The organism is Salinibacterium sp., from assembly GCF_031364185.1.
Classification (GTDB): domain Bacteria; phylum Actinomycetota; class Actinomycetes; order Actinomycetales; family Microbacteriaceae; genus Rhodoglobus.
The window spans coordinates 1-11800 of sequence record NZ_JANLVV010000300.1; the positions used below are offsets into that span (position 1 = coordinate 1).

At 61.9% G+C, this 11800-nt stretch carries 16 protein-coding genes; 7 read left to right on the forward strand and 9 right to left on the reverse strand.

The window, feature by feature from the left end; genetic code table 11:
* Positions 1-315 (forward strand): NUDIX domain-containing protein (locus RMN95_RS13220; protein WP_309617374.1); only part of this gene is annotated, 315 nt, incomplete at its 5' end.
* Between the two features lie 160 nt (positions 316-475).
* Here RMN95_RS13220 and RMN95_RS13225 read toward each other — a convergent pair.
* The 3 genes from RMN95_RS13225 to glgA all read right to left on the reverse strand — a co-directional run bounded on the left by RMN95_RS13225 (position 476) and on the right by glgA (position 2852).
* Complete coding sequence (locus RMN95_RS13225; protein ID WP_309617375.1) at positions 476-733, reverse strand: type B 50S ribosomal protein L31; 258 nt, start codon at positions 731-733, stop codon at positions 476-478.
* A gap of 121 nt (positions 734-854) precedes the next feature.
* A complete protein-coding gene (locus RMN95_RS13230; protein WP_309617376.1) occupies positions 855-1637 on the reverse strand; it encodes an ABC transporter ATP-binding protein in 783 nt (260 codons plus the stop codon).
* Between the two features lie 12 nt (positions 1638-1649).
* Positions 1650-2852, reverse strand: a complete 1203-nt coding sequence (gene glgA / locus RMN95_RS13235) for a glycogen synthase (protein ID WP_309617377.1) — start codon at positions 2850-2852, stop codon at positions 1650-1652.
* Between the two features lie 61 nt (positions 2853-2913).
* On the opposite strand from glgA, the gene RMN95_RS13240 reads away from it, so the two are divergent.
* Both RMN95_RS13240 and serB read left to right on the forward strand, forming a co-directional pair.
* Positions 2914-4152, forward strand: a complete 1239-nt coding sequence (locus RMN95_RS13240) for a glucose-1-phosphate adenylyltransferase (protein ID WP_309617378.1) — start codon at positions 2914-2916, stop codon at positions 4150-4152.
* A gap of 29 nt (positions 4153-4181) precedes the next feature.
* A complete protein-coding gene (gene serB, locus RMN95_RS13245; RefSeq protein ID WP_309617379.1) occupies positions 4182-4820 on the forward strand; it encodes a phosphoserine phosphatase SerB in 639 nt (212 codons plus the stop codon).
* Between the two features lie 17 nt (positions 4821-4837).
* On the opposite strand, the gene RMN95_RS13250 is transcribed toward serB, so the two are convergent.
* Positions 4838-5572: a beta-ketoacyl-ACP reductase gene (locus RMN95_RS13250; RefSeq protein ID WP_309617380.1), complete on the reverse strand. Its 735-nt coding sequence runs from the start codon at positions 5570-5572 to the stop codon at positions 4838-4840.
* A 94-nt stretch (positions 5573-5666) separates the two neighbouring features.
* Between RMN95_RS13250 and RMN95_RS13255 the strand changes: the two genes are divergently transcribed.
* The 3 genes from RMN95_RS13255 (at position 5667) to RMN95_RS13265 (ending at position 7159) form a co-directional block, all read left to right on the forward strand.
* The gene (locus RMN95_RS13255) at positions 5667-6017 is read left to right on the forward strand and encodes a DUF3099 domain-containing protein (protein ID WP_309617381.1); all 351 of its coding nucleotides are present in this window, start codon (positions 5667-5669) and stop codon (positions 6015-6017) included.
* A gap of 135 nt (positions 6018-6152) precedes the next feature.
* The gene (locus RMN95_RS13260) at positions 6153-6317 is read left to right on the forward strand and encodes a hypothetical protein (RefSeq protein WP_309617382.1); all 165 of its coding nucleotides are present in this window, start codon (positions 6153-6155) and stop codon (positions 6315-6317) included.
* On the forward strand, positions 6314-7159 hold the full coding sequence (locus tag RMN95_RS13265; RefSeq protein WP_309617383.1) for an SURF1 family protein: 846 nt from the start codon (positions 6314-6316) through the stop codon (positions 7157-7159). Before RMN95_RS13260 ends, RMN95_RS13265 begins: the two co-directional genes overlap by 4 nt.
* A 21-nt stretch (positions 7160-7180) precedes the next feature.
* On the opposite strand, the gene RMN95_RS13270 is transcribed toward RMN95_RS13265, so the two are convergent.
* Positions 7181-8779, reverse strand: coding sequence for an ABC-F family ATP-binding cassette domain-containing protein (locus RMN95_RS13270; RefSeq protein WP_309617384.1), 1599 nt, complete (start codon positions 8777-8779; stop codon positions 7181-7183).
* A gap of 120 nt (positions 8780-8899) precedes the next feature.
* Here RMN95_RS13270 and RMN95_RS13275 point away from each other — a divergent pair, with 120 nt between their 5' ends.
* Positions 8900-9517, forward strand: a complete 618-nt coding sequence (locus tag RMN95_RS13275; protein WP_309617385.1) for a biotin transporter BioY — start codon at positions 8900-8902, stop codon at positions 9515-9517.
* 169 nt (positions 9518-9686) lie between these two features.
* Here RMN95_RS13275 and RMN95_RS13280 read toward each other — a convergent pair whose 3' ends face one another.
* From RMN95_RS13280 to RMN95_RS13295, 4 genes are all read right to left on the reverse strand, one after another.
* Positions 9687-10016: a metal-sulfur cluster assembly factor gene (locus RMN95_RS13280; protein ID WP_309617386.1), complete on the reverse strand. Its 330-nt coding sequence runs from the start codon at positions 10014-10016 to the stop codon at positions 9687-9689.
* Between the two features lie 4 nt (positions 10017-10020).
* Entirely contained in the window at positions 10021-10785 is a 765-nt protein-coding gene (gene sufC, locus RMN95_RS13285) for a Fe-S cluster assembly ATPase SufC (protein WP_309617387.1), read from the reverse strand.
* Positions 10786-10820: 35 nt separating this feature from the next.
* Positions 10821-11153 carry a Rieske 2Fe-2S domain-containing protein gene (locus RMN95_RS13290; RefSeq protein WP_309617388.1) on the reverse strand — a complete coding sequence of 111 codons (333 nt, stop codon included), beginning with the start codon at positions 11151-11153 and terminating at the stop codon, positions 10821-10823.
* Positions 11150-11800 (reverse strand): SufD family Fe-S cluster assembly protein (locus RMN95_RS13295; protein ID WP_309617389.1); only part of this gene is annotated, 651 nt, incomplete at its 5' end. The genes RMN95_RS13290 and RMN95_RS13295, both read right to left, overlap by 4 nt.

Consider the following 11800-nt stretch of genomic DNA (forward strand, 5'->3'; position numbering starts at 1 on the left):
GGCGGGAAGATCGAACGCGGTGAGAGTGCCGTTGACGCCCTATCGCGCGAACTTCTCGAGGAGATAGGTCTCGAACTCGACACGGGCGTGACGGAGTACCTCGGCAGCTTCAGAGCCGAAGCCGCGAATGAGCCCGACACGGTCATCAGAGCCGAAGTATTCGCGCTGACAACCAGCCTTGAGCTAGCGGCATCAGGTGAGATCGAGGAGTTGTTATGGATCGACACCGACGAGCCTGAGGGCGTGGAGATGGCTCCTCTGACCCGTGACACGATCCTCCCGCTCTGGATTGCCCGTCGCACGGCCCGCTCGTAGCGGCGCGGCACTTGCTCTCCCAGTAGTCCCGGTAGGGGCACGGTGGACCATCATTGGTGCTGCCCGAGCACAGGGTTTGACCAGCTCGGGCCTTAACGAGCACAGGCCTTAACGAGCACAGGCGGCCCGAAGGCCGCCTGTGCTGCACAACCTGGGAAGGCTAGTCTTTCTTGGTTCCAAATGCTGCGTAGCGCGAGTTGAACTTCTCCACACGACCGGCGGAGTCCATGATGCGCTGCTTGCCGGTATAGAACGGGTGCGACTCCGACGAGATTTCGACGTCAATGACCGGATATGTCGAGCCGTCCAGGTCGATGGTCTTGTCGCTGGTCGCGGTCGAGCGGGTAAGGAACGTCGCGCCCGACGCGAGGTCGCGGAACACGATCGCGTTGTATGTGGGGTGGATGTCGGTCTTCATGAACGTTCCTTCATTCGATAGCTGGGGCAGTAACACTTCTGGATGAATACTGCTTGATGATGATGGGAGCCACGGGTGCTCATGTGGGCTTACGCAAACCCCACACAAGACTACCAAATAATCAGGCAGCTCGCGCGGCGAATCGACCATTGTCGTTCGTCACAATGAGCGGCAATCCGAACGCGTCGCTGAGGTTCTCGGAGGTGAGCACCTCGTCAATGATGCCAGCCGCCCTGATCTCGCCGCCTGATACCAGTAGTGCATGACCGAATCCCGGAGGGATCTCCTCGACGTGGTGGGTCACCATGACGATTGCCGGTGAACTTCTTTCGCTGGCGAAACCACCCAGGAGCGCCACCAGTTCTTCGCGAGCTCCCAGATCCAGGCTCGCGGCGGGCTCGTCGAGCAGTAACAATTCAGGGTCGGTCATCACTGAGCGAGCAATCTGCACGCGCTTCTGTTCGCCGTCGCTGAGATCACCGAATCGGCGATCCTCGAGGTGTCCCAGCTTCCACTCTGCGAGCACTCGCTGGGCTCGGGTGATGTCCACTTCTTCATACGATTCGTTCCAGCGGCCTGTGACGGAGTATGCCGCCGTGAGGACGACGTCGATGACTCGTTCTTCGCGCGGCACTTTGCGCGCCAGCGCGCTTGAGGCAAAACCGATCCGAGGGCGCAATTCGAACACGTCGGCTCGGCCGAGGGTGTCATCCAGGATCTGCACTCGCCCTGACGTGGGGTGCATCTGGGCCGCGGCAAGCTGCAACAGGGTCGTTTTACCTGCCCCATTGGGGCCGAGGACGACCCAGCGATCGGCAGAATCCACAGTCCAATCGGCTGAGAGGAGGATGGGGTGACCGTCGCGTATGACGGTCACATCGGTGAACTGCAGAACGCTTGCCATGATCTCTCCAGCCTACGGTGTGAGGGACTGGCCCTCGGTGAGACTCGCATAGATCTCACGCGTGCGGGCCGCAATCGTCACCCAGCTGAAGTCTGTTTCGGCGCGAAGGCGCCCGGCCCGGCCCATCCGGGCGGCGTTCGTCGGGTCGCTCACTACCTCGGCGAGCGTCGCGGCCAGATCGGCGACGAACCGGTCGGGATCCGTGGGTGTGCCCGTGCCGTCGTCGAGCTGCTCAATGGGAACGAGTCTGCCTGTGACGCCATCAATGATCACCTCCGGAATACCGCCGGTCGCGGTACCGACGACAGGCACGCCACAGGCCATGGCCTCCAGGTTCACAATGCCCAGCGGCTCGTACACCGAGGGGCAGACAAAGGTGGTCGCCTGGGTGAGCACCGCCGACAGTTCGTGCTGGCTGAGAAGCCGATCAATCCACACGACTCCGGAGCGCTCGGCCTGCAGCGCGCGCACCCCTGCCTCGACCTCAGCGAGGATCTCCGGGGTGTCGGGTGCTCCCGCGCACAGTATGAGCTGCACGTCGGGGGGCAACAGGGCGGCGGCGCGGAGAAGATAGGGCAGACCTTTCTGGCGGGTGATCCTGCCAACGAACACCACCGAAGGGCGGTCCGGGTCGATTCCGAGTTCGCGCACGAGCGCCGCGTCATCCACCGGTCGCCAACGCTCCAGGTCGATGCCATTATGCACCGTGATGACCTTCTGTTCATCGAGCCAGGGATAGCAGCGCAGGATGTCGCGGCGCATCCCGTCACTGACGGCAATGATCGCGGCAGCACCGGTGAACGCGGTGCTCTCGATCCAACTCGAAATGCGGTATCCGCCGCCGAGTTGCTCGGCCTTCCACGGGCGAAGTGGTTCGAGACTGTGCGCCGTCACGATGTGCGGGATGCCGTGAAGCAGCGAGGCGAGATGGCCTGCGGCATTGGCATACCAGGTATGTGAATGCACAATATCTGCCCCGGCGACGTCCTGGGCGATCTGCAGATCCACGCCCAGCGTCCCCAGTGCCGGGTTGACGGCGGCAAGCTCCGCCGGGGCGCCGTATGCGTGCACGTTGGCCTCGTCACGAGGCTTCCCGAAACAGCGAACCACAACGTCGATATCCCCGCGGAGCGCCCGCACCAGCTCGGCAACGTGCACGCCGGCGCCGCCGTACACCTCGGGCGGATACTCACGACTGATCAGGTCTACTCGCATGTCAAAACGCTACTGCACGATGCTGCTGCACAACCGACTCGACCTCGCATACTGTTGCCCTATGTCATCTCAGAAGATCTTCGGGATTGTCCTCGCCGGCGGTGAAGGAAAGCGCCTCATGCCCCTCACAGCTGACCGTGCCAAACCTGCGGTGCCCTTTGCCGGTGGCTACAGACTGATTGATTTTGCGCTCAGCAATCTCATCAACTCGGGGTTACGCCAGATCGTCGTTCTCACCCAGTACAAATCCCACAGTCTCGATCGCCACGTCTCCCAGACGTGGCGCTTGCCCGGCATGCTCAATTCGTATGTGGCCTCGGTGCCGGCACAGCAGCGACTGGGCAAGCGCTGGTTCAGCGGCTCGGCTGACGCGATCCTGCAGAGCCTCAACCTGCTGCGAGACGAGAAACCCGACATTGTCATCGTGGTTGGTGCCGACCACGTGTATCGAATGGACTTCAGCCAAATGGTGGAGGCGCACGTCGCGTCCGGGTTTGGGGTCACTGTGGCCGCCATTCGCCAGCCGATAGCGTTGGCCGACCAATTCGGAGTGATCGAGGTTGATGCCGACAACCCGTCGAAGATTGCCGCGTTCCACGAGAAGCCGCAGAAGCCGATAGGTCTGACTGACTCCCCCGGCGAGGTCCTAGCGTCGATGGGTAACTACATTTTCGACGCGGACGTGTTGATGGATGCCGTGCAGCGAGATGGAGAGCGCTCCGACTCGAACCACGATATGGGCGGTGATATCGTGCCGGACTTCGTCTCTCGGGGCCTCGCGGGCGTCTACGACCTGAACCGCAACGAGGTTCCAGGATCGACCGAACGTGATCGCTTCTACTGGCGAGATGTCGGCACGATCGAGTCATTCTTCGACGCACACCAGGATTTGATCGCGGCCCTTCCGATCTTCAACCTCTACAACACCGCGTGGCCGATTTTCAGCCAGCAGTTGAATTCGCCGCCAGCGAAGTTCGTGCGAGACGCGCAGGGTAACCAGGGCACGATGATCGACTCGATCATCTCGCTGGGCTGTGTCATCTCGGGCGCCCACATCGAACGCAGCATGGTCGGCCCCTGGGTGTCGGTCGAGTCTGGCGCGAGGGTCGTCGACTCGGTCATATTCGAGCGGGTTCGAGTTGCACCGAATGCCACCGTGCGACGCGCTATTCTCGACAAAGAGGTCGTCATCAGCGAGGGTGCCTCCGTTGGCGTCGACCATGATGCCGATCGTGCCCGGGGCTTCACGGTCACCGAGACGGGAATCACCGTCGTCGGGAAGGGCGTCATCGTCGCCTGATCGATCTTCACAGAGGAAGGCTTCGCCCCATGCCCCGCTTCCTTGTGGTTCTGGATGTCGACTCCACTCTCATTGACGATGAGGTCATCGAGTTGCTGGCCGCGCAGGCTGGCTCACTTGCCGAAGTTGAGGCCATCACCCGGCAGGCCATGAACGGTGAACTCGACTTCGAAGAAAGTCTTCGTGCTCGGGTATCCACACTGGCGGGCCTGCCCGACTCGGTGTTCGCGACGGTGGGCGACCTGGTCACGGTGACCCGGGGGGTCCCCGAGATGATTGCGGGCATCCATTCGGCCGGTGGGCGAGTCGGGGCGGTCTCCGGTGGATTTCATGAAGTTGTCGACCCCATCGCCCACGATCTCGGGCTCGACTACTGCCGCGCCAATCGCCTTGAGGTTGTCGAGGGCATTCTCACGGGCGGTCTGACCGGTCGAGTAGTGGATGCCGCGGCGAAGGCCACGACGCTTCGGCAGTGGGCCGACGACTGTGGAGTGCCGCTCTCGCGCACGGTCGCCGTCGGAGACGGCGCCAACGATCTTGACATGATGGCCATCGCGGGGCTTGCCGTAGGTTTCGACGCTAAAGCGCCCGTGCGCGACCACGCCGGAGTGCTGATCGATGTGCGCGATCTGACGCAGGTGCTGCCGCTTCTCGGCCTGCGAGGCTGACCACCCGCAGAGTAGCCCTAGTGGCCCATCCCGAGCCCACCATCAACCGGGATGACCGCCCCCGAGATGTATCCCGCGTCATCGCTCGCCAGCCACAGGATCACCCGGGCGACTTCCGCTGCACTCGCGAATCGCGCGGCGGGAATCTGCTTCAGGTAAGCCTTCTGCTGCTCTTCGTCTAGCGCGGCCGTCATATCGGTTTCGATGAATCCTGGTGCGACGACATTAGCCGTGATACCGCGACTTCCTAATTCCCTCGTGACCGAACGCGCCAACCCGACCAGTCCACTCTTGGAGGCGGAGTAGTTCACCTGCCCGGCAGATCCGAGCAGGCCCACGACGCTGGACACCAGGATGATTCTTCCGAAACGAGCCTTCATCATGCCCTTGGATGCGCGTTTGACGACGCGGAATGAGCCATTGAGGTTGGTGTCGATCACCTCGGTGAAGTCGTTGTCCGACATCCTCATGAGGAGCGTGTCCCGAGTGATCCCGGCATTCGCGACCAGCACCTCGATGCCGCCGAGGTGTGCCTCAACTTCGGTGAAGGCAGCGTCGAGGCTGACGCCATCAGTGACATCCGCTATCACCGTGAGTGTGCCATCCGGACCGCTCCCCGAGCGAGCAGTCACGGCCACCCGGTGCCCGGCTGCGACAAATTCTTCGGCGATCGCCCGACCAATTCCACGGTTTCCCCCGGTGATAAGAACCGTCCTGGGAGTGAATTCTGCTGACAGCGTTACGGTGGTCATAGGCACCAGCCTATAGTCGCCGATTTGCGACGTAGGCTGGGAGATGAGGTGTCGCCCTGACCCTCGGGTGGCCGCGTCTGGGACTTCGCGGAACATGCATAGCGAAGCAGGAATAGTGAACCAAAAGCAGTCGATCACCTCGCTTCCCGAATCGCCTCAAGACGATCAGAGAAGACGCGTGGTTCGTTACACGGTCGCCATGAGCGTGCGCGTCGCGTGCGTTATCGCGTGTTTCTTCGTGCAGGGATGGTGGCTGCTGGTCTGCGTCATCGCGGCAATTGTGTTGCCCTACGTCGCGGTGATCATCGCCAACGTCGGCGGCAAAGAGAGCGGCACCGTGGAGCGGCCTGGGTCGATCATCCGCGTGACACCCGAGTTCCGTCGCGACACTGATCAGCAGGACGCTGACAGGCAGGATGCCGACGGGCACGTTCGTTTCGAGTGAGACGTTTCGAGTAAGACGTTTCGAGTATGTCGCTATGGGTGCAAGGCGATCAGTGAAGGGGTATGACCGGTGCTAGGCGCAGAGGGCCCCACGACGGATCGCTGCTCACGTGCGGGATGCCACAACCTGGCCACCATGAAGGTGAACTGGCGCAATCCCCGTATCCATCCCGAGAATCGCGTCAAAGTCTGGTTGGCATGCGACGAGCACAGCCAGTACCTCGGTGACTACCTGGCGTCACGCAGTTTCCCTGTGATCGTCACGAAACTCTCTGAGAATGTCAGCGTGGTTCCGTCATGAACGGGTGGAGCTTCGCGCTGTCCCGACGCTGGCTGGGATATCTTGCGCTGGTCATCGTTTTTGCGATCGCCTGTGCCGGGTTGTCGTATTGGCAGATCGCCCGTCGAGACGAAGCACGAGCCGAGATTGATCGAGTCGACACGAACTGGTCCAGCGCACCCCGGCCAATCGCCGACGTGATCAAAAGCCTCGACTCTTTTGATCCAGACGATAAGTGGATGCCCGTGACCATCACCGGCCGCTACCTCGTCGACGAGGAATTGCTGGTGCGCGGCAGGCCCCTCGACGGTACTGCCGGCTTCGAGCAGCTCGTCCCGATCGAGTTGTCAAATGGCTCCATTTTCGTCGTGGATCGGGGTTGGATCAAGGCGGGTAGCGCGCAGGATGAGCCCGATGTCATCCCCGAAGTTCCTACCGGAGTGGTCACCATCGTGGCACGCCTGAAGGCAGGAGAGCCCATAATTCCGGGTCGTTCGGCGCCGCCGGGCCAGGTTGCCACTGTTAATCTGGCTACCATCGCCGCCCTTATCGACCGACCGATGTACCTGGGTGCCTACGGTCTGTTGGCCACTGAGGATCCTCCCCCGCCCGTTCGGCCCGTCGCTGTGACGAAGCCCGTTCCCGACGAGGGGCCCCATCTTTCCTACGCGTTCCAGTGGATAGTGTTCGGCATCATGGCCTTTATCGGCCTCGGCTGGGCCGTGCGCCAGGAGTACAGGATCAGAAATGCCGACGACCCGCGCGAGCAGGTGCGATCGGCGGCCAGGCGGCGCAAATCAGACGCTAAAGCTCCCGGTGACGCTGAGATCGAGGACTCCATCCTGGATCATGCCGACCGTTAGGCCGCACAGTGCACTGCTCGCTCAGGCGAGCGAGATAAGTTCGGCGTAATCCTTGTTCCAATGGTCCTCGGTGCCATCGGGCAGGATCAGCACGCGCTCAGGATTGAGGGCCTCTACGGCACCCTCATCGTGGCTCACCAGCACCACCGCGCCGCTGTAGCTTGCCAGCGCGCCGAGAATCTCTTCACGACTCGCGGGGTCGAGGTTGTTGGTGGGCTCGTCAAGCAGGAGCACATTTGCTCCACTGACGACGATCATGGCCAGCGCAAGTCGGGTCTTCTCGCCTCCGGAGAGCACCCCGGCCAGCTTGTGGCCGTCATCGCCGGTGAATAGGAACGAACCCAGGACGCGGCGGGCTTCCATCTCGGTGATGCTGAGCGACGACGAGACCATGTTCTCCAGCACGGTGCGCTTGACGTCGATGGTCTCGTGCTCCTGCGCGTAATAGCCCACGCGCAAACCGTGTCCCGGCTCGATCTGTCCCGTATCCGGCTGGTCTACTCCGGCCAGCATCCTGAGCAGTGTGGTCTTACCGGCACCATTGAAACCGAGGATCACCACCTTTGAGCCACGGTCGATCGCCAGGTCGACCGCGGTGAAAATCTCGAGAGAGCCGTAGCTCTTACTGAGATTGGATGCCATCAGCGGAGTTCGACCGCACGGAGCCGGCTCAGGGAATCGAAGCTTTGCGACCCGGTCGACACTTCTGACCTCATCCAGACCGGCGAGAAGCTTCTCGGCGCGGGCGACCATCTGGTGTGCAGCAGCAGCCTTTGAGGCCTTGGCGCCAAACTTTGCGGCCTGCGTCGTCAGCACTCCAGCCTTTTTCTCCGCGTTGGCACGCTCCTTCTTGCGACGCTCTTCGTCGGCGGCCCGCTGCTTGTGGTAGTTCTTCCACCCCATGTTGTACTGGTCGATCGTCTGGCGGTTTGCGTCGAGGTAGAAGACCTTATTGACGGTCTCCTCTACCAGGTTCACGTCGTGGGTGATCACGATCAGCCCACCCTGGAAGCCTTTGAGGAACTCGCGGAGCCACACGACCGAATCGGCGTCGAGGTGGTTGGTGGGCTCATCCAGCAGCATGGTGTCTGCCCCTGAGAACAGGATGCGGGCCAACTCGATGCGACGACGCTGACCGCCGGAAAGTGTCGAAAGCTTCTGGTCGAGGATATGGTCCGGCAGGCTCAGGTTGCTGGCGATCGACGCGGCCTCCGCCTCGGCCGCATAACCCCCGAGCGCCGTGAACCTTTCCTCCAGGTTGCCGTATTTCTTCATGGCTGCGGTGCTGGTGGAAACGTCCGGACTTGCCATGTCCTCCATGGTCTGCGCCATGCCGAGCACGATCGACCCAAGGCCCCGGGCGTCAAGGATGCGCGTGCGCGCCAGGTCTTCGGGATTTCCCGACCGCGGGTCCTGTGGCAGATACCCGATCTCGCCAGTACGGTCGATGCGACCTCCCGCCGGCTGCAGCTCTCCCGCAAGTGTTTTTGTCAGCGTGGTCTTGCCGGCGCCATTGCGTCCGACCAGGCCAATTTTGTCTCCGCGATCAACTCGGAACGAGACCTCGTCCATCAGGAGGCGTGCGCCCACGCGCAGCTCAAGATCGTGCACAGAGAGCACAGGAGTAGTCCAATTCTTTTGGAGGGGAGGGATGCGGTCCAACAGCGCACCAGCCAGCTAGTCTACTTCGTGTGGCCGGGCTGTCCGGTTCCGTCCCCCCGAACTACCCAAGGAGCCCGCTTGAGCAACCTGACCCTTGCCCTCGGCAAACCCACGCTTGCCGACCGCATCTTTAGCCGCAGTATCGCCGTCGACGCCGTGCTGATCGCTGCGGGAGCTGCGCTCACCGCTGTTGCGGCGCAAATCGCCGTGCCACTGTGGCCCGTACCCATCACCGGTCAGACGCTGGCGGTGCTCCTGGTGGGAGTGACCCTCGGTGCGGTTCGGGGCGGTATTTCCATGGTGCTGTATGCAGCGCTGGGAATCATCGGCCTGCCCGTGTTCAGCGAGTCATCGTCAGGGTGGAGCGTCGTGGCTGGCCCTACAGGCGGCTACATTATCGGATTCATCTTCAGCGCAATCCTGACCGGATGGCTGGCCCAGCGTGAGTGGGATCGAAAACTGTTGCGGGCATTCGTGGCGTTCCTCATCGGATCTGTCGTCACTTTCGCCTTCGGTCTGCCGTGGCTCGCCACGTTCCTCGGAGCGGTCGGCGCGCCCAACGACCTGCAGTCAGTGCTGCAGGCGGGGTTGTACCCCTTCATCCTCGGCGGGGTAATCAAGTCGATACTGGGGGCGGGGATCATCACCCTCGCGTGGGTGGCCGTCGGCCGTCGCGACCGGAAGGCGCAGCCCTGACATGCCCGTCCTCATTTCGACATGAACTGCAACCACAGCAGATTCTGTCGATTTGTGCCTGATGTCGCCCGGATTGGGAAGCGCAATGCTCCTCAATCCGGGTGCGAGCGCGTAGCCATAGGGAGAAACGCCCGGCCCTCAAGGGTTATCTGTACTGCGTGACGCTGAATCAGATGGAGAAGCCGAGCGCCCGCATCATGTCACGCCCGTCATCGGTGATCTTGTCGGCTCCCCATGGCGGCATCCACACCCAGTTGATGCGGAACGCGTCAACGATGCCGTCCAATGACTGGGCGATCTGTTCCTCGATGATGTCGGTGAGCGGGCAGCCGGCGGAGGTCAGGGTCATGCTGATGATCAGGGCATTGCTGTCCTGATCCCAGCTCAGGTCATAGATCAGACCGAGGTCGACAATATTGACCCCGAGCTCGGGGTCCATGACATCCTTCAGGCCTTCTTCGACCTGGTCGAATAGTGCGGGCGCTAGTGCGGTCGACATAGGCCTAGATTACGCTCGCGTCGGTGAGAAAGCGATCATAGCCCTCGTTTTCAAGCCGCTCAGCGAGCTCGGGGCCGCCCTCCTCCGCGACGCGACCATCGACGAAGACGTGCACGTAGTCTGGCGTGATGTAGCGCAGGATTCGGGTGTAGTGGGTGATGAGCAGCACGCCGAGGTTGTTGGCCTCTTTGGCGCGGTTGACGCCCTCGGACACGATCTTCAACGCATCGACGTCGAGCCCTGAATCGGTCTCATCGAGAATGGCGAATTTCGGCTTGAGCAGCTCGAGCTGGAGGATTTCGTGGCGTTTCTTTTCCCCGCCCGAAAAACCTTCGTTGACGTTGCGCTCGGAGAAGGTTTTATCCATGCGCAGGCCCTTCATGGCTTCGTTGACTTCCTTGATCCAGGGCCGCAATGCCGGTGCTTCACCGTTGAGGGCAGTCTTCGCGGTGCGCAGGAAGTCGGCCATCCGCACCCCGGGGATTTCAACCGGGTACTGCATCGCGAGGAACAGGCCGGCTCGGGCGCGCGCATCGACGCTCATGGTGAGCACCTCGACGCCGTCAAGCAGGACTGAGCCACTCTCGACGTGATACTTGGGATGCCCGGCAATGGAATACGCGAGCGTCGACTTGCCCGATCCGTTCGGCCCCATGATGGCGTGAATCTCACCCTGCGCGATCGACAGGTCGACCCCGTTCAGGATCCGCTTGGTGCCCTGTTCTGTCTCGACGCTGACGTGGAGATCTTTGACTTCAAGTACTGACATTGTTCTATTTCCTTTAGTGCCGTGACCGTGCCGGGTCAGGAGGCCAGGGTTGAGTTGGCGGGGTCGATATAGACAACACCTGAGTCGTCGACTACCACGTCGAACACCGGCACCGGCTCATAGGCCGGGAGGTTGAGGGGTTTGCCGGTGGAGAGCGAAAATTGTGAGCCGTGCGCCCAGCACTCGATTGTCTCCTCTTCGACAAATCCTTCGGCCAGCGAGATGTCTCCGTGAGTGCAGGTATCGCCGATGGCATGCACGGCACCGCTCGAGTCTTTGACCACGACATTCGAGGTGACAACCAACACCACACGGAAGGACTTGTTCTCCTGGAGTTCTGCCGTGGTGCAGACGCGCTCGGCGCTCACGGGGTAACCACCCCGGTGAGCGAGAGTTCGGCTTCGATGGCAGAGTGCAGTCGGGCTTCCAGCTCGGGGTTGCCAATCTTCTGGACAATTTCGGAAAGAAAACCGATCACGACGAGGCGACGCGCCTCGGCTTCACTAATGCCACGAGCCTGAAGGTAGAAGAGCTGCTCGTCGTCGAAACGACCGGTCGCACTGGCGTGGCCAGCCCCCAGGATGTCTCCGGTTTCGATCTCCAGGTTCGGGATCGAGTCTGCCCTGGTGCCCTCGGTGAGCACGAGATTACGGTTCTGTTCGTAGCTGTCTGTGCCGGCAGCATCCGGACCGATAAGCACGTCGCCCACCCAGACCGCTCGGGCACCCTTGCCCTGCAGAGCTCCCTTGTAGTTGACGCGGCCTTTGGTGTTCGGGGCAACGTGATGGAGATAGACCCGTTGCTCGAAATGTTGGCCGGCGTCGGCGAAGTAGAGACCGTAGAGATCGCCATCCGAACCCTCTCCCGAGAGATGCACCGAGGGGTTCAGACGCACCACGGCGCCACTGAGCGAGATGACGATGTGCTTGAGCCGGGCGTCGCGCCCGACGGTCGCGAAATGACTCGAGAGGTGCTGGGCATCATCTGCCCATTCCTGCAGTGACACCACGGTCAG